Here is a 23,729-nt window from a genome sequence, read left to right as displayed (position 1 = left end):
GCCACCTCCCGCCACGACACGGAGCGACCGCGCTCCCACTCACCCGACGACTCCAACCACCATACCCCACAATTCCCCACTTTTCCCCATTTTGTGGTCACAGATCGTTCATGCCGTGCTTTCGGGCCGTTCTCGGGCGGGTTCCGGGATGACCGTCGGGGATGACGCCGAGCCCTGGCGCCCTGGATTCGCACCGCAAGTCCCGGAAACATCGCTGAATTTCCCCAATCCGGCGGGAACCGGTCACCCCGGACGGTCAGGGGGGCCTGCGGTGGGGGAAAGTGGGGCGAACTCCGACTCAAACCCGAAGTGCCCCGCCCGGTGTCGAAGACACCGAACCTACGGTGAATCGCCGGCCATGCCGGTGGAAACCACGGAACACCCGGGGCGGCAGGCCCCTCACGGCCGGCCCTTTTGCCCGGGCCCGGCTACTGTTCGAAACGGCGCCGGAACCGATCTTCCATGCGGCTGGTGAAGGAGCCCCCGGCGCCCTTGGCCCGCCGAGGGCGCGCCGACGGCGATCCGGACGGGCCGCGCCTACCGGGCAGCCGTGGGCCGGTAATGGCAAACACCACCCCGCCGAACATCACGACGAACCCGAAGACGCTGAGAATAGGGAAACTTCCGATCATCGTGGCCCGGAACGCCACCCCGGAAACCAGCATCCCCAGGCCGATGACGAAGAGCGCCGCCCCCTGCAGTCGCCGTCGTGTGGTCGGCGCGCGCAGCCCACCCCCACGAACACTCGAGGCGAACTTGGGGTCTTCGGCGTAGAGAGCGCTCTCGATCTGCTCGAGCATCCGCTGCTCATGATCGGAGAGTGGCATTCGTCCCTCCTTGCCGAAAGGCTGTCACGCAACACCGCTGGCACGTGCCCGCCCGCTGTGAACAACTAACTCAGATGATACGAGGTCAGCCAGCGCCATACCACTGGTTCGCAAGCGATTCTAGCGGCGACCCGTCGCGGCTCCGAAGCCGCCACCCACACCGACAATCCGGTCCGATAATTAGGTGAAGGCCCGCGCCGCGATCACCTGCCGGGAGGAGGGCAACGCCAGTTGACGACGTTCCTCATCGATCTGGCCCCGCACGACATGCAGCGCCGCCTCGATGACGCCCTGGGTGTGTACGTCGACGCTATGCGTTATCCCCGCGGCACCGAGAACCAGCGCGCGGCAATGTGGCTGGAGCACACCCGGCGGCGTGGCTGGCAGGCCGTGGCCGCCGTGGAAGTCCCCGACGGCGACGAGTTACCCTCGGGCGCGCAGTTGCGCAGCGCCCCGCTGCTCGGTGTGGCCTACGGCTATTGCGGGGCACCCGATCAGTGGTGGCAGCAGCAGGTGGTGCGGGGCTTGCAGCGCGGCGGCTTCACCTACCCCGAGATCGCCCGGTTGATGTCCGATTACTTCGAGTTGACCGAATTGCACATCCACCCCCGCGCCCAGGGTCGCGGCCTGGGCGAGGCGCTGACCCGGCGCCTGCTCGCCCGCCGTGGCGAGGCATACGTGCTGCTTTCCACCCCGGAAATCAACGGCGAAGCCAACCGGGCGTGGCGGCTATACCGGCGGCTGGGATTCATCGACATCATCCGCGACCACCACTTCGCCGGCGATCCGCGAGCGTTCGCGATCCTGGGCCGCAGGCTGCCGCTGTGATGCGGCTCGCCGGCGGCGATCTCTGGTCCTGCAGCGCTGCCGGGGCTCGTCTCGATGCCCCGGGGCACGCACGTCTGGCACGATGACCTGATGCGCGTGAGATTGCCGCTGTTGGCTTCGCGCGGGCGGCGCCCGCATCGGCGCCGCCGCGTGTTGCTGGGTGCGGCGCTGCTGTTGACACTGCCGATCGCCACCGGATGCGTGCGCGTCAAGACATCGCTCACCGTCTCCCCCGACGATCTGGTGTCCGGGCAAATTATCGCTGCGGCCAAACCACGCAACAGCAAAGATGCCGGGCCGCAGCTTGATTCGAACAACCTGCCGTTCAGCCAGAAAGTCGCGGTCGCCAAGTATGAGCGCGAAGGCTATGTGGGGTCCGAGGCGTGGTTTTCCGGCCTGACCTTCGCCGAACTGCCGCAGTTGGCCAACATGAATCCCGACGCCCAGGGGGTCAATCTCGACCTGCGACGAGCCGGTGATCTGGTGATCTTGGAGGGCCGCGCCGACCTGACCTCGTTGCATGATCCGGACGCCGACGTCGAGTTGAGCGTCGCCTTCCCCGGAACGGTGACCTCAACCAACGGGGATCGGGTTGAACCCGAAGTGGTGCAATGGAAGCTCAAACCCGGCGTGGTGAGCACCATGACCGCCCAGGCGCGCTACACCGACCCCAGCACCCGTTCGTTCACCCGGGCAGCCACGTGGCTGGGCCTCACCTCGTTCGCGGTCGCCGGTGTCGTGGCGCTGCTGGCCTGGCGCAGCCGCGACCGCTCCCCGCGGTTCACCCGAACCGCCGATTAGGCCGGGCGGACCGGACGCCCGCGGGTCACGAGTACTCGTTCAGGACTTGGCGGGCGACCAGTAGGCGAGCATTTCTGCGAACGTCTGGAAAGCCGGGACGGATACGCCGTATGTCGCCTCCAGGTGGATGCTCAGCGGGAAACCGAGGTCGACGACGCCGTCGATCACCCGCTTGTACAGGTCGACCATGAGCCGGCGTTTTTCGGCGGGTTCGCTGCCGGCCAACCTCTTGACGAACTCCTGCTCACCGGCCACCGCGGCGTTCCCCGGGTCGCGGATCAGCCAGTTGATCAGCCCGATCCGGCTTTCCACCTGGGGGACGAAACCAAACGACAGCAACAACTCCGGCCGATGCTCGCTGCGCCGGGCGAACTCGGTCAAAAAGGTCACGATCGCGTCGGAATACAGCAGCTGGGTCTGGGCGAAGGTGGCACCCCGATCGCACTTGTAACCGAACCGGCCGTGTTCGCCCTGCCGGGTGGGGATCAAGATGACCCCCCGGTTGGCCACCAGATCCCGGTAGATCGATAGCGCGTCGGTCGGCGCGACGCCCGGGCCCTCACCGTCGTGCATGGTGCGCGGCACACCGACGAACACGACACCCTCGATCCCGGCGGCGAGCAGATCGGTGAGTCTCCGGCGCAAGGACTGCTCGTCGGTGAAGGCGGTGACCTGGCTGCACAACGCGCCCACCCCGGGCAGCTCCGGTTTGATGATCGACCAGAATTCCAGGACGTCCAGCCGGGGCTTCATCTCGACCGGCCGATCGCTCTCCTCGGCGATGATCCCGGGGATCATCACGTGGCCGATACGGCCCTGCAGACCCGTTTCGGCGGCGACTCGCAGCACTTTGCGCGCATCCTCGACGGCCCGCTCCCGACCTTCTGCTGTGGCCGTCGGCAAAAGCTCCAAGGCTACGGTGGTGAAACTCACGGGCCTCCTCGTTACCTCTCCATCGCTCCTTCGACAGCAGCGCACCGGCCGGCCGGGGCAATCGGCCCAACTCGTCGCCAGCTTAGGCGTCGCAGCCGCCGGGCCGTCGCGACAGCCGCTCGGCGCCCACCGGACTCGGCACGACACCCCGTTGAGCTGGGCAATCTAGAGCAGGGCAGGGTTAAGGCGATTCGGTTCTACGCTCTACGCTGAAGGTACGTGGACACCCGGACTGGGGGCCACCATGGCGGAAAGGGGCGCCGCGCTGAGCGTCGAAGCACCGGCAACCGCGGAGTTGGCCGGCGTGATCACCGATCAGTTGAGGGGATATCTGCGCGGCCGCCGTCGCGATGCCGGGCACATCGGCGCCGACTACGACGACCTGATCGCCGCTCTGGAAGAGTTCGTGCTGCACGGCGGCAAACGCCTCCGGCCGGTTTTCGCCTACTGGGGCTGGCGTGCGGTGACCACCCGTGACGTTGATCCCGGTGTCTGGCTGCTGTTTTCGGCGCTGGAGCTGCTGCACGCCAGCGCGCTGGTGCACGACGACGTGATCGACGGATCGGGAACACGCCGGGGCCGGCCGGCCGCCCACGTCAAGTTCGCGAACCTGCACCATGGCCGGCACTGGCGCGGCTCACCGGAGCGGTTCGGCGTCTCAGCGGCCATCCTGCTCGGGGACCTGGCGCTGGCGTGGGCCGACGATATCGTCACCGCCGTGGATCTTCCGCCCGATGCGCACGCGCGGGTCCGGCGGGTGTGGGCCGATATCCGCACCGAACTGCTTGGCGGGCAATACCTCGACATCCGCGCCGCGGCCAGCGCCGCCCCGTCGATCGCCTCGGCGATGACCGTCAACACCTTCAAGACCGCCGCCTACACGGTGTCGCGACCCTTGCAGCTGGGGGCGGCCGCGGCCGCCGATCGCCCCGACGTCCACGGCGTTTTTCATCAGCTCGGCACCGACCTCGGCCTGGCGTTCCAGTTGCGCGACGACGTGCTGGGTGTCTTCGGGGACCCGGCGGTCACCGGCAAGCCGTCCGGAGACGACCTGCGCTCCGGCAAGCGCACCGTCCTGGTGGCGGCGGCGCTGGAGTTAGCCGATAAGTCAGACCCCGTCGCGGCCAACCTGTTGCGCAGATCCATCGGCACCGACCTTTCTTCTGGGCAACTGCGTGAACTACGCGACGTCATCGAGTCGGTAGGTGCGCTGGCCGCGGTGGAGGACCGCATCGACGTGCTTACCCGGCGGGCGCTGCTGACGCTCGACGCCGCCCCGATCAACCCGGTGGCCAAGGCTGGCCTGTCCGACCTGGCCAGGCTGGCCGCCAGCCGATCCTCCTGACCGGTATGACCACCCCCGTGCCTGTACCGGCGGCCGCTTCGGAAAACCATGTGGCGCACCACTTCCCACGTCTGCGCGCGGTTACTGCGACACCCGAAGGTCGACTCGCGCTGGTGGGCTCCGCGGGTGCGGTGCTGATCACCGTGGGCGGGCTCGGTGCCGGCAGCACCAAGCCGCATGACCCGCTGCTGGAGTCGATCCAGCTGTCCTGGCTGCGCTTCGGGCACGGGCTGGTGCTCTCCTCGGTCCTGCTGTGGCTCGGCGTCGCGCTCATGCTGCTGGCATGGCTTGCCCTCGGCCGTCGTGTCATCGCCGGCCGGGCCGGCGAATACGCCATGGTGGCGACCACCGGCTTGTGGCTGGCACCGTTGCTGCTGTCGGTGCCGGTCTTCAGCCGCGACACCTACTCCTATCTCGCTCAGGGCGCCCTGCTGCGCGACGGCCTAGACCCCTATGCTGTTGCCCCAGTGGACAATCCAAATCCATTGCTGGACAATGTAAGTCCAATTTGGACTATCACCACCGCGCCGTACGGCCCAGCGTTCATCCTGGTCGCGCGGTTCGTCACCACGGTGTGCGGCGACCACGTGATCGCCGGGACCATGCTGTTGCGGTTGTGCATGCTGCCCGGGATGGCGCTGCTGATATGGGCGACCCTGCGGACGGCCCGCCATCTCGGCGCCGACGGCCCGACCGCGCTGTGGATCTGCGTCCTCAATCCGCTGGTCGTTATCCATCTGGTTGGCGGCGTACACAACGAGATGCTGATGGTGGGCCTGCTGGCCGCGGGCATCGCGCTGACCTTCGGTGGGCGCCATCTCTCGGGTGTCACCCTGGTCGCCGTGGCCGCCGCGGTCAAAGCCACCGCCGGTATCGCGTTGCCGTTCTTGGTGTGGGTGTGGACACACCACCTGCGCGACCGCAGGGGATACCCGCCCGTGCGGGCGTTCGCGGTGGCCACCGCGATGTCCACGGTGATCTTCGTGGCGGTGTTCGCGGCGTTGTCCGCCCTGGCGGGGGTCGGCCTGGGCTGGCTGACCGCGCTGGCCGGCTCGGTGAAGATCATCAACTGGCTGACCGTGCCCACCGCGACCGCAAACCTGCTCCACGCGGTGGGTGGCTGGTTCTTTCCGGTCAACTTCTACGCGGTGTTGCACGTCACCCGGCTCGCCGGAATCGCGATCATCGCGGTGTCCCTGCCGTGGCTGTGGTGGCGATTCCGGCACACCGACCGGGCCGCGCTCACCGGCCTCGCGTGGTCGATGCTGATCGTGGTGCTGTTCGTGCCGGCGGCGCTGCCGTGGTACTATAGCTGGCCGCTGGCCGTGGTGGCCCCGCTGGCTCGCTCGCAAACGGCACTCGCGGCCATCGCCGGCGTCTCGACTTGGGTGATGGTGATCTTCAAACCCGATGGGGCGCACGGCATGTACTCGTGGGTCCACGTCATGCTGGCGACCGCCTGCGCCGCTCTCGCCTGGTCTGCGCTGCACCGAGCGCCGCAACCGCGCCGCGCCGCCGCACAGCCGGCCGTACCGCCGGCCGCGGCTTAACTGAATCGGCCACTTAATAAGCCATCGCCTGCGCCCGGCGCAGCACTTCGCGAGCCTCATGGGCGTGCAACGCGTCGACCGGGCGGGCGTTGCCGGCCACTTCGCGTGTTCCGTCGTGGGTGAGGCTCAGCGACGGGTCGGGAGTGAACAACCAGCGGATGATCTCGGTGTCACGGTAGCCACCGTCGCGCAGGACCATCAACAACCCCGGCAGGCTTTTGACCACCTCACCGGACTGGGTGAAAAACGCTTGCGGCACCACCACGTGCCCACCGCGCCGGATCGCGACCAGGTGACCTTCCCGCAGCTGCTGGTGCACCTTGGTGACCGGCACCCCCAAAAGCTCGGCGACCCTGGGTAGATCATAGGTGGGCTCGTCGGGATCCAGAACGTCCTCGCCGACCGGAATGCTGCTCACCGCGCCCAGTGTAGAACGCCGTCCGCGACGCCGCGCGCGGGTTTCCGCGCCCACATCGCGGTGCTCTGCTGTGATCGTTCGCCGACGCTAATCGCGCAGCATTTCGGCGATGAGAAACGCCAGCTCCAGCGACTGTTGAGTGTTCAACCGGGGGTCACACGCGGTCTCGTAACGGCCGGCCAGGTCGGTATCGGAGATGTCTTGCGCGCCACCGAGGCACTCGGTGACGTCCTCGCCGGTGATTTCCACATGCACACCGCCCGGATGCGTTCCCAGCGCCCGGTGCACCTCGAAGAAACCCTGCACCTCGTCGACGATGCGGTCGAAGTGCCGAGTTTTGTATCCGGTGGATGACTCATGGGTGTTGCCGTGCATCGGGTCGCACTGCCAGATCACCTTATGCCCGGTGCCCTGGACCTTCTCCACAATCGGGGGCAGCAGATCGCGCACCTTGTTGTTGCCCAGCCGGCTCACCAACGTCAGTCGGCCCGGGGTGTTGTGCGGATCGAGGCGTTCGACGTACTCCACCGCCAGCTCCGGGGTCATCGCCGGCCCCATCTTGACACCGATGGGGTTGGCGATCACCTCGGCGAACGCGACATGCGCGCCGTCGAGTTGCCGGGTGCGCTCCCCGATCCACAAGAAGTGCGCCGACAAGTCATACAGCTTGGGCACCCCCTCGGGCTCGTCGGACAACCGCAGCATGGCGCGCTCGTAGTCGAGCACCAAAGCCTCATGGCTGGCATAGATCTCGGCGGTCTGCAGGTTACGGTCGGCCACCCCGCAGGCGCTCATGAACCGCAACCCCCGATCGATCTCGGTCGCCAGGGCCTCATAGCGCGCCCCGGCCGGAGAGGTCCGGACGAACTCCCGATTCCAGTCGTGCACCAGGTGCAGCGACGCCAGGCCCGAGGATGTCAGCGCCCGCACCAGGTTCATCGCGGCGCTGGCATTGGCGTAGGCGCGCACCAGCCGCGACGGGTCGTGCTCTCGGGCTGCGGGGTCCGGGGCGAAGCCGTTGATCATGTCCCCGCGGTAGGAGCGCAGACCCAGCGCATCGATGTCGGCCGACCGGGGCTTGGCGTATTGACCCGCGATGCGGGCCACCTTCACCACCGGCACGCTGGCGGCGTAGGTCAGCACCACCGCCATCTGCAACAGGGTGCGGATGGTGCCCCGAATATGGGGTTCGGTGTTGTCGACGAACGTCTCCGCGCAGTCGCCGCCCTGCAGCAGAAACGCCTCACCGTTTGCCACCTGCGCCAGCAAGCCCTGCAGCCGCACGACTTCCGACGGCACCGTCACCGGGGGCACGCTCTCCAGGACCGTCCGCATCGCCTTGGCTTCGTCCGCCGGCCAGTCGGGTTGCTGAGCAGCGGGTTTGGCCAGCGCGGCGTCCAGCCGGGCCCGCAGATCCGGCGGCAGCGGCGGCAGCGGCGGCAGTTGGTCGATCGGAATGTCGACGGTCCAGTTCATTGGATCATGGTAACCGGGGCATCGCCTGCTCCCGGGGCCGTCCCGGCCCGCATCGTCACCGGGCGGTGATGAGGAAAAAGCGGCGCAGCTGGTCACGGGCATCGACCAGCGCGTCGTGAACGTCCCGCGGGCGGGGCGGCATCGGTGGGCACCCGCGGTCCTCCCACAGCTGGCGCAGCTCCCGGGTGAACCGGGGCATCGCCGGCGGCAGATCCGTCATCGGGCCCCACAACTGACACAACGCGACGTGATCGTAGGCGCCAGCCCAGGCCCACAGCTCGATCGGATCCGCGCGTTCCACACCGAAGAACTGTTCCAGATCAGCGCGAATCCGGTTCCGTGAGCGCCACAGTGGCGAGGCGGGCGGCGGCAGTTTCGGCAGCACATGACTGCGCACCCACAGCCCGGCCCGCTCGGGATCGAACTCGGTGGACACGGCGTAATATTCACGGCCGTCCTCGGCCGCCACCCCGATCGAGATCAAATCGATGGTGCGGCCATCCTCGATGAATTCGGTGTCGTAGAAGTACCGCACCCGCGCAGCCTAACCGGAGCGGGCGGGGGCGCCGCTCGATGACCTCGACGCGCAGAATCCGACACCCGGCAATCCCCGATACCGGCCAACCAAACCGCCAGCCGCTCCCCGCTCGGAGACGCGACGCTCAGCCGGGGCGAGTACCGCGTGCCGTCAGGGCGTGCCGGGGTGCTTCGGGCGGTGGCGCGGGGTGGACTTCGCGGTCCAGCTGGGCGTCGACGGCGACCTCGTCGGCAAAGCGCGGCGTTCCGGCGACCGCGCTCTGCAGCCAGAGCTTGGCATGCACCACGGGGCGCCGCAACCGACGCTCCCGCTCCAGCGCACGGCGCATCTTGTCCGGCTGCTTGGTGTAGCGCCAACGCGCCCACGGGGCGTGCGGACGCGATAACCGGATCGCGCCAATAAGCAGCAGCGGGGCGAAGAACATGCCGATCAAGCCGGTCCATACCTTGCCTTTGAACAGCACCAGCACGGCGAGCGGCAACGTCAGCACGCTCCCGGCAATCGCGAGCGCCCGCATCAGCGGCTCGTGCGTGTCGTGCCACAGCGCGATGAAAAACATCAGCGGGTGCAAACCCAGCACCAGCAGTCCGGTCACCGCCACCGCCGCGAAGACCGCATCGACCGAGCTGCGCCCATCCTCCTCCCAGTACACATCGGAAAGGTGCAGGATCAACGCGTATTCGTCCAGCACCAGCGCCGCGCCGATGCCGAAAAAAGTCCCGGCGACGGTGAATTCGGTTTGGCTGCCGCCGACGGCAATCGTCACCAACGTCACGCCGGAGATCATCACCAGGACCACCCCGAACACCACGTGGTGGATGTGTCGCGAGCCGATGTAGATATTCCGGGGCTGCCACCATTTGGCCGGCAGACCCCGCTCGGTGCGATAGCGGATGAAACGCGCGAATGTGCGCGTCACGAAAAACGTCACGATGAACGCGACCAGGCAACACAGCAGCGGCAGCCGGCCGCGCTCGACGATGTCATGCTGCAGCCAGCGGAGCACGTTTAAAAACGTACGCCCACCCGACGCGCCGGCGCCGTATCCGGATACCGCTCGGCTCGTCGCGGGCGCGCCGATAGGCTGGTGTTCAACATGAGTGAATGGCGGTCGCCCGACGCGGGCAGTCGACGCGGGCGGTCAGCCGTTCGGCAGATTCTGGTGTGGTGGGCGCTGTGGCTGCCGGCCATCGCCGCCCTGGGCTACACCGCCTGGCGGCTGCTGGGGCGCACTCCCTATCGCATCGACGTCGACATTTACCGGATGGGGAGTCAGGCCTGGTTGGACGGTCGTCCGCTGTACAGCGACGGGGCCCTGTTTCACACCCCGATCGGCCTGGACCTGCCGTTCACCTATCCCCCGCTCGCGGCGGTGGTGTTCTGCCCCTTCGCGTGGTTGCAGATGCCGGCGGCCAGTGTGGCCATCACCTCGCTGACTTTCGTGCTGCTGATCGCCGCGATGGTCATGGTGTTGACCGGCCTGGGTGTCTGGACCTCCTCGCGGCTGGCCGCGGGACCCGCGTGGTTACGACGAAGCTGGCTGGCCACCGTCATCGTCGCGGCGGCCGCGATCTGGCTGGAACCGATCCGGTCGAACTTCGCGTTCGGTCAGATCAACGTGGTGCTGATGACGTTGGTGATCGCCGATTGTGTGCCGCGCCGCACCCCGTGGCCGCGCGGAATCGTGCTGGGGTTGGGGATCGCGCTGAAACTCACCCCGGCGGTGTTTCTGCTGTACTTCCTGCTGCGCCGGGACCTCGGCACGGTAGCGCGGGCGGCCGCATCGTTCGGGGCGGCGACCCTGGCGGGTTTCTTGCTGGCCTGGCGCGACTCCTGGGAATACTGGACCGACACGGTACGCAATACCGACCGGATCGGGGCGGCGTCGTTGAACACCAACCAGAACGTCGCGGGCGTGCTGGCGCGGCTCAGGCTGGGGGACCAGGAACGATTCCTGGTGTGGGCCGCGGCCTGCCTGCTCGTCCTGGCGATCACCGCGTGGGCGGCGCGCCGGGTGCTGGATGCCGGGGAGCCGATGCTGGCGGTGATCGTGGTGGCGCTGTTCGGGTTGGTGGTGTCACCGGTCTCCTGGTCACACCACTGGGTGTGGATGCTGCCGTCGGTGGTGGTGACCTCGACGGTGGCCTGGCGGCGGCGCGGCGCGGCGATGGCCGCGCTGAGCGCGGCCGGGATAGCGCTGATGGTGTGGACGCCCATCGATTTGCTTCCCAAGCACCACGAGGCGACCGCGGCGTGGTGGCGTCAACTCGCCGGGGCCTCGTATGTGTGGTGGGCGCTGGGGGTCATCGTTACCGCGGGGCTCACCGTCACCGCGCAAACGGCATCCCGGGCATCTGTGGTGCCCCGCGCGACAGCGGTATCGGCGCCCGGGTGACCGCCGATCCGACACGCTTTGATATGTAATTCGTTTTGTCAACCAGGCAGGGGGAAGCAGGCGCCGCGGCCGTCGCCGGGCGCCTGCTTCCGGTTGACCGAATCGTCCCGGTTGGCGAGCGTGTCGAGGTTGTCGACGCGGGTGTCAAGTCTGATATTCGCGGGTTGGTTACCGCAGGACGGACTGTTCTGCTGGAGTGGATCGCGGATCTAGAGGTCGAGCGTCATCATGTTGTCAGGCAACAGGATTGCTCATAAAGCGTTCGCGGGTCACTCCCAGGCGCTGCCGCCACCAGGCTCGATTCGGGCAGTTGTGGAGGGCGCGGGTTTAGCTGTCGAGGACCGCCAGTGACCAGCACCAGCCCGCCAGTTCGCGGGCGATCGCGGTGTTGGCGACCACCGGGCGCTTGTTACGGGCATCGAAGCGACACCAGCGCTCGTGCAGGCGCCGGTTGGCCTGTTGGCCGCGCGCCCGTGCTGCCGGGCTGGCCGCGTCCCAGCGGCGCCGCATCACCATTCCGGGTCGGTAGGGCTGGCGGTGATGCCAGGCCGCCTCGATGAGCAGTCGGCGGGCGTGGCCGTTGCCGGTCTTGGTGATCGCCCCCTGCGAGCGGGAAGCCCCCGAGCTGTACTCGCATGGCACCAGACCCAGGTAGGCGCCGATCGAGCGGCCGGTCAACCGGTGCCAGTCGCCGATCTCGACGGCCAGCCCAAACGCCGTCAGCGTCGAGACCCCGCGCAGACAACCCAGCCGGGTCACCACCGGGGTGTAGGCGCTGTCGGCGGCCAACTTGGCGATCGCCTCGTCGAGGCGGTTACGGCGATCCACGGTGGCCAGCATCGTGTCCAGTGCCGTGTCGTAGGTGAGCTGCAACGCCGGTGCGTCAAACCGCTGCCGCTGCAGCCACAGTTCGTGCTTGCCGGTCCAAGTTCCTCCACCGGAATAGATAACCCCCTGCCGCAACAGCAGTTTCGACAATCGATGCCGGGCACTCATCAGATCCCCGCGGCAGTCCTCTCGTGCCCGCACCAGATCTCGGGCCGCCTCCTGCTCGGCGCTGGGAACCGTGACCTCCACAATCTGACCCAAATGCAGCAACCGGGCCAGATGCGCCGCATCACGGGCATCGGTCTTGACCCGATCCCCGGTCGGGCGTTGCAGCTTCGACGGAGCGGCCACCAGACACATCACCCCAGCCGCCACCAGAAAGCGCGCCAGACCGAACCCCGTCGGGCCAGCCTCATAGGCCACCGCGACCCGGCCCGGCAACGATCGCAACCACTCCAAAATCTCCTGATAATCCGGGGTCAACCGACGTTCGAATACCTCACCGGTATCTCCGTCCAACGCGCACCCAACCACCGACCGCGCATGCACATCCAAACCAACACTCGTACGCTGAACCTTCACTGGGGCCTCCCACATCTTGTGGCTCTACCGGCCAGGACCCGTTTCCTGTCGGCAACCCACGTTCACATGTGAGCGAGACCCCAGCCCCCCATACCGTCTAACCGGCCGCTGTTTCCGGAATCCGGGCATCACCGTTCGCGTCGGTGCCGCGGTAGCCGTTTTTCACGCTGGCGGCATAGATATCGACGTACTCCTGGCCGGAAAGCCCCATCAACTCATAAATCACCTCATCGGTGACCGCCCGCTCGATGAATCGGTTGCCGGCCAGTCCGTCGAACCGGGAAAAGTCCATCGGCTTGCCGAACCGGATGGTGACCCGGCCGAACCGCCACATCCTTTTGCCCGGCGGGTTGACCGTGTCGGTGCCGATCATGGCCACGGGTATCACCGGCACCCCGGTGTGCAACGCCAGCCTGGCCAGCCCGGTCTTCCCCTTGTACAACCGCCCGTCGGGCGAGCGGGTGCCCTCCGGGTACATTCCCAGCAACTTCCCCTCGTTCAGCAACCGCTGAGCGGTGTCGAGCGCGGCCTGCGCGGCGTCGGCATCGGAGCGGTCGATCGGTACTTGCCCCGTGGTGCTGTAAAACCAGCGGAGGAACCAGCCCTTCAGCCCGGTACCGGTGAAATATTCCCTCTTGGCCAGAAACGTTATCCGGCGCGGCACCACCAGCGGGAGATAAAAACTGTCCGCCACCGCCAAGTGATTGCTGGCCAAAATTGCCGGCCCTGAACGCGGAACGTTTTCCAGCCCTTCGACTTTCGGTCGACCGAGCAGGGCCAGCAATGGGCCCATGAAGATGTACTTAAACAACCAGTACCACATGGACCCTCCCTCAAACCCACACCGGATGGCGCTCTGCGCCAACTGTACCCACCCGCCGTGGCGGCGACCACCTGCCGTGGCAGCCGGCGGCCCTGCTGGGCGGTATGCCGCTGTGCAGCCGGGATTCCAGCACTCCCGCCGGCTCCATAGCAGATCGACCGGGTCCGCAGCACTGGCGGGCAGGCAAATTTAGTTTTTAGTTCTCGACGGTGATCGGGATGGGCTGGTATCGACTCTTCGAGGTGGCCTCGGCGGGCGGACGGTCCGGGGGCACCGATTGTTCGATGTCGGCGACGATGGCGCGGATCACCTCCAGCAGCGCGACGCTATGTTCGGCGATCACCGTCAGCAACGGGTGCTGCTCACCGGTCACCAGTGCGGCCAGCGCACACACCGGGCACCACACCCGCTGGCATCTCCCGGTGCCGGCCCCGCCGGCCACCATCCGCGCCGCCGCGGCCCGCGCGGCGGGGTCAATCCCGTCGAGGATGGCCTGTGCCAGCTTGCGCAACTCCGGACCAACCTCGCGGTGAGCGTCGGTCACCAGCGTCGTTCTCCCCCGCAGGCCAGCGGTGCCCCGGCCCCCACCTCGTCGGTCCGCGCTGCATCGTTACCGGCGGTCACTGCGGCCACACCTCCGGATCGGGTCGAAATCGCACTGTCAGCTCGCTACCTCGAAGGTGCGCGTCCAGCACCGTGCATCGGCGCAGCACCGACGCCAACCGGATCCGGCGCCGTATCCCCCCGGCACCGATGATCAGGTCGTCGTCGACCCGACCCAGGGTGAGCGTGCCGGAATCGAGTTGAGGCAATTCTAGTCGCAACCGGTACACCGATCCCAGCCCCGACCCCGATTCCAGGTCGACGACGGGACGCAACGGCCCCGGCGGAGCCGATCCGCCCCGGCGCCAGGCATTCTCGAGCAGGTCGCCGAGCGCCTTGGGGCCGATCGGCTCGCCCGCCAGATACGGAGCCAGCACCAGTGCCACGTCACCGATGGTGGCATTCAACTCGTCGAGAACCGCACGCTGCTCGCCGATACGGTGGGTATACCACTCGAACGCCGGATGCTCGGGCAGATTATGATACTCGTATGAATCGTCTTGCAGCAGAACCTGATTGACGATTAGCTCCTCAACGCGCACCCCCATCAGCGCCAATGCTCCCAGCGTTCGGACCGCCTCGGCCGCCGCTACCCGTTCGGCGGTCAACACCAGGTGCGCACCGACCCGCTCACCATCGGTCAGCAGGGCGCGCAGCCGCTCGAGGCCGGCACCGATGCGCTCGACCAGGTCCACCAGGGCGGCCGACCGGGCGTCGTTGACGGTCATCGAGAGCCGGCGATGTCGTGGCCAAACACGTTCCAGGTACAGCCCGAAAGCGGACGGCAGCGTCAGCATCCGCAACGCGTCGGCGGTGGAAGCACAGTCCACCACGATGCGATCCCATTGCCCGGTGGTGGCCAGCCCACCGACCTCATGCAGGCCGAGCACTTCCTGAGCACCGGGCAGTGCCGAGAGTTCTTCAGGGGCGACAGCGGCCAATTCGGAGTCGGGAAATCGCCGGTCCAGCATGTCGACGACCTCACGCCAACGAGCCTCCAGCAGCGCGAGGGTGTCCAGCGCCAACGCATCCAGGAAGCCGCCGCCGGCGTCGTGGGTGAGCACCCGCACCGGATCGCGCCGAGCGGTCGGCGGCACCTGCACGCCCAGCACCTCACCGAGCGAGTGAGCTTGATCGGTAGACACCACCAGCAGCCGCCGACCGGCGCGCGCGTCCCGTACCGCGGTGGCGGCCGCCAGGGTGGACTTGCCTACGCCGCCCTTGCCGACGAAAAGACTGATCCTGGCCGGGGTGGGCGCTGCAGACTCACTCAGCCTCGACTCGTTTCTTTAGGTCCTTCAACGCGGTGTCGATCAACCTGCGCTCGGCCTTGCGCTTGAGCAAGCCGATCATCGGGATAGCCAGGTCGACCGTGAGCTCATAGGTGACATTGGTACCAGATCCCTTAGGCGCCAAGCGATACTCGCCATCAAGTGACTTCAGCAACGAGCTGGAGACCAGCGACCAGCGAACCGATCCACGATCGGAGGGCCAATCATAAGACAACACCATGGTGTCCTTGAGGACGGCGGTGTCCAACACCATCCGGGCCACCTTCGGGTAACCCTCGGCGTCGGCCTCCAATACTTCGGCCTCCCGGTACTCCGAGACCCATTCGGGATAGGAATCGATGTCGGCGATCACCTTCATCACCGTGCGCGGATCCGCCTCGATGTAGATCGTCTGCGCCGTCTTCTCCGTCACCTGTTGCTTCCCTTCCCCGTCGCCCCCCGCGCGGGCGAGCGGCACCGTGCGCGCACCCCACGCCCTCGCAGAAACGGTACCTTGCCGGCGAAGGCGCGGTTAACCCGCCGGAGAAACCCCCACCGGACGCGAACGCTCCAGTTTCTCTTTCACCTCGAAGGCCATTTTCTTGCCGGCGACCCGGCGACGGTGGGTGATTTTGGCGAGATTCATCCGGGCCAGTTGCCAGGCGGCGGCACCCGACGGCTCGGCGTGCAAAAAGTAGTGCAGCAGCACGCCGTCCAGCGAAGGCTCCAGCCATATTTCCATGGTCCCGGTGAGCGCTCCGGTCACCGCCCACCTGATCCCCTTCTCGGCGCGATCCTCCACGACCCGCAGCCGCAGGTCGGGCCACCACCGCCGCCAGCCGGCCGGATCGGCAATGGCGGCGCTCACCCGCCTGGCGTCGGCGGCGATAAAGGTCTCGTCGGCGATTTGAATGCTGTGCACCGCCTTAGCTTCACACACCTACCCACGAGCGCATCCGCACCAAAGTGAAGCCAGTCACATCCGGCACGCGGCGCGCACTAGGCTGAACAGCATCCGGGGCTGCCCTACAGATGTCAAGCGAGGTCGAAAAGTGCGTGAGTTCAGCGTTCCCGCGTCGTTTACCGTCGGCGAGCACGACACCATCGTCACCGCTATCTTTGAACACGAGCGCGACGATCCCGACTTCGTGCTCTTCCAGCGCCTGATCGACGGCGTGTGGACCGATGTCAGCTGTGCCACCGCTGCTGCCGAAATTCGTTCCGCTGCATTAGGTTTGATTGGACTTGGGGTGCAGCCCGGGGAGCGGGTGGTGATCTTTTCGGCCACTCGTTACGAGTGGGCGATCCTCGACTTCGCGATCCTGGCGGTCGGTGCCGTCACCGTCCCGATCTATGAGACATCATCGGCCGAGCAGGTGCGCTGGGTGCTGCAGGATTCCGAGGCGGTGCTGGTTTTCGCGGAAACCGACCGGCATGCGGCGCTGGTCGCCGAGCTCGCCGGCGAGCTACCGATGCTGCGCAGACTGCTCCCGATCGACGGTTCCGGTCCCGCGGCGCTCGACCAGCTCGCCGCGGAGGGCGCGTCGATCGACCCCGCCGAGCTCGGCAAACGAATCGACGCGCTGCGTGCGGCCGACCCGGCGACCCTGATCTACACCTCGGGCACCACCGGGCGGCCCAAAGGATGCCAGCTCACCCACTCCAACCTCGTCTATGAGGTCAAAGGCGCCAAGGAGGTGCTCCCGACGCTGCTGCGCAAAGGTGAGCGGTTGCTGGTCTTCCTGCCCCTGGCGCATGTGCTGGCCCGGGCGGTCACCTTGGCCGCAGTTCACAACAAAGTCACCGTCGGGTTCACCAGTGACATCAAGAACCTGGTCCCGATGTTCGCAGTGTTCAAGCCGACGATCGTGGTGTCGGTGCCGCGGGTGTTCGAGAAGGTGTACAACACCGCCGCCCAAAACGCCGCCAACGAGGGCAAGGGCCGGATCTTCGCGATCGCCGCGCAGACCGCGGTGGACTGGAGTGAAGCCTGCGACCGTGGTGGTCCGGGGCTGTTGCTGCGCGTCAAGCACGCGGTGTTCGACCGCCTGGTGTATCACCGGTTGCGTGCGGCGCTGGGCGGCGACTGTCGCGCTTCTATTTCGGGCGGCGCACCGCTTGGCGCACGGCTGGGCCACTTTTACCGCGGTGTCGGATTGACCATCCACGAGGGCTACGGGCTCACCGAAACCAGCGCCGCCATCACCGTCAACCAAGTCGGTGACCTGAAAATCGGCACGGTAGGAAAGCTATTGCCCGGCAACAGCATGCGTATCGCCGACGACGGCGAGCTGCTGGTACGGGGCGGCGTGGTATTCGGCGGCTACTGGCGCAACGAGCAGGCCACCGCCGAGGCGTTTTCCGACGGTTGGTTCAAGACCGGTGATCGCGGCGCCGTCGATGAGGACGGCTTTTTGACCATCACCGGCCGCAAGAAGGAGATCATCGTCACCTCGGGCGGCAAGAACGTCGCCCCCGCGGTGCTCGAAGACCAGCTGCGGGCGCACCCGCTGATCAGCCAGGCGATGGTCGTCGGTGACGCCAGACCGTTCGTCGGGGCGCTGATCACCCTCGACCCCGAGGCGCTCGAGGGCTGGAAGCAGCGCCACAGCAAGCCCGCCCGGATCCCGATGGGTGATCTGGTCGCCGATCCCGACCTGGTCGCCGAGGTGGACGCCGCCGTCAAACAAGCGAACCTGGCGGTTTCGCACGCCGAGTCGATCCGTAAATTCCGGATCCTGCCCGTCGATTTCACCGAAGATACCGGTGAGCTGACACCGACGATGAAGGTCAAGCGCAAGGTGGTGGCGGAGAAGTTCGCCTCGGATATCGAGGCGCTCTACAGCACGAGTTAGCCCGGGGTTAGCCCGGTGCCGATGCCGGGCGCGCCGCCGCGGCGCAGCCGCTCGACCAGGCTTCGCCGCTCACGATGCAAAAGTCCTGTGCTAACTGGTATTTCGTGTGCCTTTGGGCCTGTTCGCCATCACTCACCCCGCAGCAATTGGGCCAGTCGTGCCGCCAGGGTTTCCCAGCGCCAGTGGGCCATCACCCACTTCCGCCCGGCTGCTCCCATCGCGGCGCCACGCTCGCGGTCGGCCAGCAGCTCGATGACGGCAGCGGCGACCTGATCGACCGAACGCCCATCGACCACAAGACCGGTTTTGTTGTGCCACACCGCTTCCGGAGCCCCACCCGAGTTTCCGGCGATCACCGGAACACCGCAGGCCGAAGCCTCCAGGTAGACGATGCCCAGCCCCTCGACATCCAGCCCGGCACCGCGGGTACGGCAGGGCATCGCGAACACATCGGCCATGGCGTGGTGTGCGGGCAGCTCATCGGCGGGCACTCCCCCGGTAAACGTCACGTGTTCGGCCACCCCGGCCCGCTGCGCCAGCCGGCGCAGCCCCGCAAGATAGGGCCCGCCGCCCACAATGACCAAGGCGGCGCCGTCGACCCGCCTTCGGATCGACGGCAGCGCCCGGATCAGCATGTCTTGACCTTTGCGCGGCACCAGCCGCGACAGGCACACCACCGTGGGCCGTTCCCCCAGCCGGTAGCGGGCGCGCAGCTCGGCCCGGCTCGCCGGGTCGGGCCGGAACCGGTCGGTGTCGACGCCGGGTGGGAGGTATTCCAGGGCGGCCTCGGCCCCGAAGGCCGAGGCGAATCGGGCCCGGGTGTAGCGGCTGACGAAGGTCACGACGTCGCAGCTCTCGCCGATGCGTCGCAGCACCGAACGCGCCACCGGGAACATCGACCAGCCCACCTCGTGGCCGTGCGTACTGGCCAGCACCCGCGTCGCCCCGGCCCGCCGCGCGCGGTGCGCCAGCAAGCCCAGCGGCGCCGCCGCACCGAACCAGACGGTGTCGATGCGGTGCCGGGAAATCAGCCACTGCATCCGGGCGGCGACGGCGGGGCCCGGCAGCATGAGGGTCCCGGGATGGCGTACCACCTGATAGCCGGCCGAGCGGGCCGAGCGGTCAAAGGAGCCGGCACCCTTCCACTGCGGCGCATACACCGTCACGGTATGCGACCCGCCATCGACCAGCCGGCGCGTCAGCTCGCCCAGATACGACTGGATACCACCGGGTCGAGGTGGAAAGTCGTTGGTTACCAACAAAATCCGGCTCACTGGGCCAGACTAACCCACCAGCCAGCGCTGCCAGGCGGCTAGCACGCCCGCGGCGTCGGTTCCAAGCACGGTGCGCAGCGCGCCGGGCAGGTCGGCATGATCGACGCCACACGCCGCCAGATACAGCGCACGCAACTTGGCGATCCCGTAGGTCGCGGCGACGAACCGCGCGAACAACCACGCGCGGTCGTAAGCCAGCGATCGCTGCGGTCCGGCCGCGTCCAGGTCCGCGTCCGACGGCAACGTCTCGGGCGGTGTCGTTGCGCCGCGCGCCGCCACCGGTGGGCGGGCAACAAAATCGGCAACACCTTCGGCCAGCCAGCGGGGCGCGTCCAGCGCGGTGTCTCGCCGCGCCACATAGTGAAAAAGCTCATGTGCCAGCACGATTCGCAGCGCTGTCCGGCTCATGGCGAGCGCACCGGGCGCGAACACGATTCGCTGACCGAACGCCAGGCGCCGGACCGGGTCCACGCGATCAGCGACCGTCACCGCCGCGATGTCCGACCACTGCCGGGCGGTGTCACCGCCGCCGACCTGGGCACGAAACTGCGGTTCGGTTCCGGTGAGCACCACCGCGATCTCCCTCGGCCAGTCGCCCCCCCAGAAGGCCCGCACATCCTCCACCGCCGCGCCGAACTCGTCCGAAATCCGCGCCAGCAGGTGAGCCGATGCCGGCCCGCCGTAACTCGTCAGCCACACGGCGCGCCCGGCGATGACGACTGAGGACACCGGGCTCGCGGGGATCACGCGCATGGGTTCGCGCGGGGGGCGCGACCCGGTGGCCGGGACCAGGACCACCGCGACAACCAGCGTGAATGCCAGCAGCTTCGCAGGCCACCGGCACACCCGGGCAGCAAGGTCAGTAACGGCGGGCGTTGTAAACCGGACCCGAGGCGGTCATCGGCACCACCCGCACCGGCTGACCGTAGGTGGAGGAATGGACCATTAAGCCGTCACCGATGTAGATGCCGGCATGCGAGGCGTCCGAATAGAAGGTCAGCACATCGCCGGGCTGCAGATCCGACAGCGCGACCGGCTGACCGCCGTGGGCCAGGGCCTGGCTGGAGTGCGGCAATGCGATACCTGCCTGTTGGAATGCCCACATCACCAAACCGGAACAGTCGAAGCCGCCCGGCGCCGCACCACCCCAGGCATAGGGCGCCCCGATTTGGGTCAGGGCTGCTTGCACGGCGATAGCGGCCTGACTGGCGCCCGGAGCGGCGGCGGGCGGCGCGTCGGGCGGGGTCGTCCCCGGAGCCCCGCCGGCGACGGGCTCGCCGGGCGGCACTCCCTGCGGTCCGGGGGCGGTGGTTACCGCCGGCACCGGACCCGGGTCGGCCAGGGCGGTGCGTTGCTCGGGCGTCAACGCGCGATACTGCGACTTGACCGCCGCTATCTGAACCTGCAGCCGGCTCTGCTTGGCCTGCAGGTTCGCCCGCACCGCGGCGGCCTGCTCGGCTGCGGTCCTGGCGTCCGCGGCGGACTTTGCAGAGGCCCGCTCGGCTTTGGTGGCCTGCTCACCGGCCGCCCGGTAGCCGGCCATCTGTTCGGCCATTCGGGTCGATATCACCCGCTGCACGGCCAGCTTCCCGAGCAGCTGCTGGGGTGCCTCCGCGGTGAGCATGGCGGTCACGCCGTCCATGCGACCCCCCATATACATCGCGGCCACAAATCTGTCCACAGCCGACTGAAACGCCGCTAACCGCGCCCTTGCGGCGTCCAACCCGGCCTGGTCCTCGGCGTGCCTCTGCTCGGCGGCGCGCTGAGCGGCGAGCTTTTCGCTCAGATCGAGCTCGGCGCTGTGCATCGCCTCGGTGGTCTGTTCGGCTTGCCGGGACAACTCATGGAGTCTTGCCAGCGCATCGTCGGCCGGGTCCGCCGGCGCCGGTGCGCCGACAACGCCGGCCAGAATCATGCAGCCCATGATCACGCCGATGGCAAACCTCGTGATCACGCCCGCGCCCCAATGCCTGCGGCCCTGCCCCAACCCCAAAGCGATATGTCCTTTTAGCCCTCGACGCAATGCCGAATCCGCATAAAGTCTCAGATAGGTTACGAAATGGTATAGCTATTGCCAACATCCGAACATTAAGAAATCAGCAAGATTTGGTGCTCGGCCCCGGTTCAGCCGGGGCGGGATGGTCTCGTCGGATCGGCACCAGCCGCAACCTGGGGGCCAGCCCCGCGTCGGCGAGCACCTCCAACGCGGCGCGTTCGTCCTCGTGCAACCAATCCGGCACACCGAGCACCACGCTGATAACGCAGTCGCGGCAGCCCGGGCCGCGAGCCGCGCACTCGTCACAGTCGATGCGCACCGCGTCGGCGCGATCGAGCCCCGTGCCGCTCGGTGCTGCCCGACGCGATCGGGCGCTGAGTCGTCCCATCCGAAGCGTCCCATCTGGCGTTTGTCCCATCTATCGCTGTCCTCCCGGCATGTTGGTTCGGCCTTGCGCAAGGCTATTTGTGGGTACCGACAGATCCCCCGGGCGGCGACCGGACCGATTGCCGTGCCGCCGGGCGGGCCGGCGAGCGGAACCGAACGAAACTCAGGCGTGGTGGCTAAACCTGACCCACCGCGCGAGCAGCCGTTGGGCCGCCCCGCTATCGATCGCCGTGGCGGCCCGGGCCAGCCCGTCCTCCCACGCCGGCAGCCATTCGGCGTGGCTGGATAACCCGGTGTGAGCGACGATCGCCCCGGCGGCGTTGAGCACGACGGCATCGCGAACCGGGCCCGTGGCGCCGGCCAGCACCGAACGCGCCACGGCCGCATTGCGCGCCGCGTCGCCGCCCGCCAATTCGCCCAACCCGGCCCGCGGGAAACCGAACCCGGCGGGGTCGAACGCCAGCTTGTCCACGGCCCCGGCCCGCACCCGCCAGATCGTGCTCGTCGTGGTAGTGGTCAGCTCGTCGAGGCCGTCATCGCCGCGCACCACCAACACGCTGGAGCCGCGGGCAGCGAACACCCCGGCCATGACCTCGGCCAGATCAGCGAATGCGCAGCCGATCAACCCCGCCCGCGGCTGCCCCGGATTCGTCAGCGGCCCGAGAAGATTGAACACCGTGGGCACACCGACCTCGCGGCGCACCGCCGACGCGTGCCGATACGACGGGTGAAACATCGGTGCGAAACAAAACCCGATCCCGACTTCGGCCACGCTGCGCGCGACCTCGTCAGGCCCCAGATCGATCCGCACCCCGAGCGCCTCCAGGGTGTCGGCGCCACCGGCAAGCGACGACGCGGCCCGGTTGCCGTGCTTGACCACCGGGACACCGGCCGCCGCCGCCACGATTGCCGCCATGGTCGACAGGTTGACCGTGCCCGCGCCGTCGCCGCCGGTGCCGACGATGTCGACGGTATCGGTGCCGATCACGTCGACGGGCAGCCGGCGTGACCGGCTGAGCATGATGTCGGCCAGCTCGGTGACCTCGGCCGCCGTCGGCCCCTTCATCGTCATCGCCACCGCGAAAGCCGCGATCTGAGCCGGTGTCGCGGCCCCGGTCATGACCTGCTCCATGACCCAGGCGGCCTGCCCGCGCGCCAGGTCCGTTGCCGCCATTAACCGCGCCAGCACCTGCGGCCACGACGCCGCCCCGCCCGGGCGGGACGACACCCCCGGCGACGCCGCCTCAGATGAGAGAGCCACCCGTCGATGGTCCCACGAAGACCGGGCGACCCCAAGCGAGAGGACAGATGGCCGCCCGATCCCCCACCCGGGTGGAGTACGACAACTACAAAGCGTCATACTTGCGAATGTGACAAGCGCTGCGGGGACTTCAGGCACTGCGATCACATCGCGGGTGCATTCGCTGAACCGACCCAACATGGTCAGTGTCGGCACCATCGTGTGGCTTTCCAGCGAACTGATGTTTTTCGCCGGGCTGTTCGCGATGTATTTCACGGCGCGCGCCGAGGCCGGCGGCAACTGGCCGCCGCCGCCGACCCACCTGAACCTGTATCAGGCCGTGCCGGTCACCCTGGTGCTGATCTCCTCGTCGTTTACCTGTCAGATGGGGGTGTTCGCCGCCGAACGCGGCGATGTGTTCGGGTTGCGCCGCTGGTACGTCATCACCTTCCTGATGGGCCTGTTCTTCGTCCTGGGCCAGGGTTACGAGTACTACCACCTGAGCACCCACGGCACCACCATCCCGGCCAGCGCCTACGGCAGCGTGTTCTATCTGGCCACCGGCTTTCACGGGCTGCACGTCATCGGGGGCCTGATCGCCTTCATTTTCCTGCTGGCCCGCACCGCGATGAGCAAGTTCACGCCCGCACAGGCAACCGCGGGGATCGTCGTGTCGTACTACTGGCACTTCGTCGACATCGTATGGATCGCGCTGTTCACCACGATTTACTTCATCCGATGACCAGACCCGTGAACGGG

24 protein-coding genes are annotated in these 23,729 nt (G+C 67.6%); 7 read left to right on the top strand and 17 right to left on the bottom strand.

Annotated features, from left to right (window positions below; genetic code table 11):
* Window positions 1-428: 428 nt before the first annotated feature.
* Window positions 429-827: a DUF3040 domain-containing protein gene (locus tag QJR12_RS05750; RefSeq protein WP_300579770.1), complete on the bottom strand. Its 399-nt coding sequence runs from the start codon at window positions 825-827 to the stop codon at window positions 429-431.
* A 231-nt stretch (window positions 828-1,058) separates the two neighbouring features.
* Here QJR12_RS05750 and QJR12_RS05745 point away from each other — a divergent pair, with 231 nt between their 5' ends.
* Together QJR12_RS05745 and QJR12_RS05740 are read left to right on the top strand one after the other, a co-directional pair.
* Entirely contained in the window at window positions 1,059-1,655 is a 597-nt protein-coding gene (locus QJR12_RS05745) for an N-acetyltransferase (protein ID WP_300579768.1), read from the top strand.
* Window positions 1,656-1,745: 90 nt separating this feature from the next.
* Window positions 1,746-2,456 (top strand): DUF3153 domain-containing protein, encoded by a 711-nt coding sequence (locus QJR12_RS05740; RefSeq protein WP_300579767.1) that lies wholly within the window; start codon window positions 1,746-1,748, stop codon window positions 2,454-2,456.
* 39 nt (window positions 2,457-2,495) lie between these two features.
* On the opposite strand, the gene QJR12_RS05735 is transcribed toward QJR12_RS05740, so the two are convergent.
* A complete protein-coding gene (locus QJR12_RS05735; RefSeq protein WP_300579765.1) occupies window positions 2,496-3,389 on the bottom strand; it encodes a mycobacterial-type methylenetetrahydrofolate reductase in 894 nt (297 codons plus the stop codon).
* Between the two features lie 295 nt (window positions 3,390-3,684).
* On the opposite strand from QJR12_RS05735, the gene idsA2 reads away from it, so the two are divergent.
* On the top strand, window positions 3,685-4,734 hold the full coding sequence (gene idsA2 / locus QJR12_RS05730) for a bifunctional (2E,6E)-farnesyl/geranyl diphosphate synthase (RefSeq protein WP_300579976.1): 1,050 nt from the start codon (window positions 3,685-3,687) through the stop codon (window positions 4,732-4,734).
* Window positions 4,735-4,739: 5 nt separating this feature from the next.
* Window positions 4,740-6,284, top strand: a complete 1,545-nt coding sequence (locus QJR12_RS05725; RefSeq protein ID WP_300579763.1) for an alpha-(1->6)-mannopyranosyltransferase A — start codon at window positions 4,740-4,742, stop codon at window positions 6,282-6,284.
* A 13-nt stretch (window positions 6,285-6,297) separates the two neighbouring features.
* Here the strand turns inward: QJR12_RS05725 and QJR12_RS05720 are convergent, their stop codons facing one another.
* From QJR12_RS05720 to QJR12_RS05705, 4 genes are all read right to left on the bottom strand, one after another.
* Window positions 6,298-6,702: an Rv2175c family DNA-binding protein gene (locus QJR12_RS05720; RefSeq protein ID WP_300579762.1), complete on the bottom strand. Its 405-nt coding sequence runs from the start codon at window positions 6,700-6,702 to the stop codon at window positions 6,298-6,300.
* 87 nt (window positions 6,703-6,789) lie between these two features.
* Window positions 6,790-8,178: a class II 3-deoxy-7-phosphoheptulonate synthase gene (locus QJR12_RS05715; protein ID WP_300579761.1), complete on the bottom strand. Its 1,389-nt coding sequence runs from the start codon at window positions 8,176-8,178 to the stop codon at window positions 6,790-6,792.
* Between the two features lie 55 nt (window positions 8,179-8,233).
* Window positions 8,234-8,713 (bottom strand): polyadenylate-specific 3'-exoribonuclease AS, encoded by a 480-nt coding sequence (locus QJR12_RS05710; protein WP_300579759.1) that lies wholly within the window; start codon window positions 8,711-8,713, stop codon window positions 8,234-8,236.
* Window positions 8,714-8,840: 127 nt separating this feature from the next.
* The gene (locus QJR12_RS05705; RefSeq protein WP_300579757.1) at window positions 8,841-9,722 is read right to left on the bottom strand and encodes a hypothetical protein; all 882 of its coding nucleotides are present in this window, start codon (window positions 9,720-9,722) and stop codon (window positions 8,841-8,843) included.
* Window positions 9,723-9,812: 90 nt separating this feature from the next.
* Here QJR12_RS05705 and QJR12_RS05700 point away from each other — a divergent pair, with 90 nt between their 5' ends.
* Window positions 9,813-11,111, top strand: a complete 1,299-nt coding sequence (locus QJR12_RS05700) for a glycosyltransferase 87 family protein (protein ID WP_300579756.1) — start codon at window positions 9,813-9,815, stop codon at window positions 11,109-11,111.
* Window positions 11,112-11,438: 327 nt separating this feature from the next.
* Here the strand turns inward: QJR12_RS05700 and QJR12_RS05695 are convergent, their stop codons facing one another.
* The 6 genes from QJR12_RS05695 to QJR12_RS05670 form a co-directional block, all read right to left on the bottom strand.
* Window positions 11,439-12,536 (bottom strand): IS110 family transposase, encoded by a 1,098-nt coding sequence (locus QJR12_RS05695; RefSeq protein ID WP_300575550.1) that lies wholly within the window; start codon window positions 12,534-12,536, stop codon window positions 11,439-11,441.
* An 82-nt stretch (window positions 12,537-12,618) separates the two neighbouring features.
* A complete protein-coding gene (locus tag QJR12_RS05690; protein WP_300579754.1) occupies window positions 12,619-13,344 on the bottom strand; it encodes a lysophospholipid acyltransferase family protein in 726 nt (241 codons plus the stop codon).
* A gap of 196 nt (window positions 13,345-13,540) precedes the next feature.
* A complete protein-coding gene (locus QJR12_RS05685; RefSeq protein WP_300579752.1) occupies window positions 13,541-13,888 on the bottom strand; it encodes a hypothetical protein in 348 nt (115 codons plus the stop codon).
* 76 nt (window positions 13,889-13,964) lie between these two features.
* Window positions 13,965-15,221, bottom strand: a complete 1,257-nt coding sequence (locus QJR12_RS05680) for an ArsA family ATPase (protein WP_300579974.1) — start codon at window positions 15,219-15,221, stop codon at window positions 13,965-13,967.
* Complete coding sequence (locus QJR12_RS05675; protein ID WP_300579750.1) at window positions 15,214-15,651, bottom strand: SRPBCC family protein; 438 nt, start codon at window positions 15,649-15,651, stop codon at window positions 15,214-15,216. The genes QJR12_RS05680 and QJR12_RS05675 overlap by 8 nt, the downstream gene beginning before the upstream one ends.
* A gap of 99 nt (window positions 15,652-15,750) precedes the next feature.
* Window positions 15,751-16,140 (bottom strand): polyketide cyclase / dehydrase and lipid transport, encoded by a 390-nt coding sequence (locus QJR12_RS05670; RefSeq protein ID WP_300579748.1) that lies wholly within the window; start codon window positions 16,138-16,140, stop codon window positions 15,751-15,753.
* Window positions 16,141-16,270: 130 nt separating this feature from the next.
* On the opposite strand from QJR12_RS05670, the gene QJR12_RS05665 reads away from it, so the two are divergent.
* A complete protein-coding gene (locus tag QJR12_RS05665; protein ID WP_300579747.1) occupies window positions 16,271-18,073 on the top strand; it encodes a long-chain fatty acid--CoA ligase in 1,803 nt (600 codons plus the stop codon).
* 128 nt (window positions 18,074-18,201) lie between these two features.
* Here the strand turns inward: QJR12_RS05665 and pimB are convergent, their stop codons facing one another.
* The 5 genes from pimB to trpD all read right to left on the bottom strand — a co-directional run bounded on the left by pimB (window position 18,202) and on the right by trpD (window position 22,991).
* On the bottom strand, window positions 18,202-19,347 hold the full coding sequence (pimB, locus tag QJR12_RS05660) for a GDP-mannose-dependent alpha-(1-6)-phosphatidylinositol monomannoside mannosyltransferase (protein ID WP_300579746.1): 1,146 nt from the start codon (window positions 19,345-19,347) through the stop codon (window positions 18,202-18,204).
* 9 nt (window positions 19,348-19,356) lie between these two features.
* Window positions 19,357-20,100 carry a DUF4157 domain-containing protein gene (locus QJR12_RS05655; protein WP_300579972.1) on the bottom strand — a complete coding sequence of 248 codons (744 nt, stop codon included), beginning with the start codon at window positions 20,098-20,100 and terminating at the stop codon, window positions 19,357-19,359.
* Between the two features lie 106 nt (window positions 20,101-20,206).
* A complete protein-coding gene (gene ripC / locus QJR12_RS05650) occupies window positions 20,207-21,283 on the bottom strand; it encodes a peptidoglycan hydrolase RipC (protein ID WP_300579970.1) in 1,077 nt (358 codons plus the stop codon).
* A 160-nt stretch (window positions 21,284-21,443) separates the two neighbouring features.
* On the bottom strand, window positions 21,444-21,662 hold the full coding sequence (locus QJR12_RS05645; protein WP_366526296.1) for a hypothetical protein: 219 nt from the start codon (window positions 21,660-21,662) through the stop codon (window positions 21,444-21,446).
* A gap of 231 nt (window positions 21,663-21,893) precedes the next feature.
* On the bottom strand, window positions 21,894-22,991 hold the full coding sequence (gene trpD / locus QJR12_RS05640) for an anthranilate phosphoribosyltransferase (RefSeq protein WP_300579745.1): 1,098 nt from the start codon (window positions 22,989-22,991) through the stop codon (window positions 21,894-21,896).
* 109 nt (window positions 22,992-23,100) lie between these two features.
* Between trpD and QJR12_RS05635 the strand changes: the two genes are divergently transcribed.
* Window positions 23,101-23,712: a heme-copper oxidase subunit III gene (locus tag QJR12_RS05635; RefSeq protein WP_300579743.1), complete on the top strand. Its 612-nt coding sequence runs from the start codon at window positions 23,101-23,103 to the stop codon at window positions 23,710-23,712.
* The last annotated feature ends 17 nt before the right edge of the window (window positions 23,713-23,729 follow it).

The sequence above is a fragment of the Mycobacterium sp. genome (assembly GCF_029961025.1).
In the GTDB taxonomy this organism is placed as follows: domain Bacteria; phylum Actinomycetota; class Actinomycetes; order Mycobacteriales; family Mycobacteriaceae; genus Mycobacterium.
Note: the sequence above shows the minus strand (reverse complement) of the source record. Positions and strands in the feature narration are given on the sequence as shown.

Excerpts from the sequence above, each read along its gene's own strand:
- QJR12_RS05750 (WP_300579770.1), bottom strand. The coding sequence starts at position 827 with ATGCCACTCTCCGATCATGAGCAGCGGATGCTCGAGCAGATCGAGAGC.
- QJR12_RS05740 (WP_300579767.1), top strand. The coding sequence starts at position 1,746 with ATGCGCGTGAGATTGCCGCTGTTGGCTTCGCGCGGGCGGCGCCCGCAT.
- QJR12_RS05725 (WP_300579763.1), top strand. The coding sequence starts at position 4,740 with ATGACCACCCCCGTGCCTGTACCGGCGGCCGCTTCGGAAAACCATGTG.
- QJR12_RS05715 (WP_300579761.1), bottom strand. The coding sequence starts at position 8,178 with ATGAACTGGACCGTCGACATTCCGATCGACCAACTGCCGCCGCTGCCG.
- QJR12_RS05700 (WP_300579756.1), top strand. The coding sequence starts at position 9,813 with ATGAGTGAATGGCGGTCGCCCGACGCGGGCAGTCGACGCGGGCGGTCA.
- QJR12_RS05695 (WP_300575550.1), bottom strand. The coding sequence starts at position 12,536 with ATGTGGGAGGCCCCAGTGAAGGTTCAGCGTACGAGTGTTGGTTTGGAT.
- QJR12_RS05690 (WP_300579754.1), bottom strand. The coding sequence starts at position 13,344 with ATGTGGTACTGGTTGTTTAAGTACATCTTCATGGGCCCATTGCTGGCC.
- QJR12_RS05655 (WP_300579972.1), bottom strand. The coding sequence starts at position 20,100 with ATGCGCGTGATCCCCGCGAGCCCGGTGTCCTCAGTCGTCATCGCCGGG.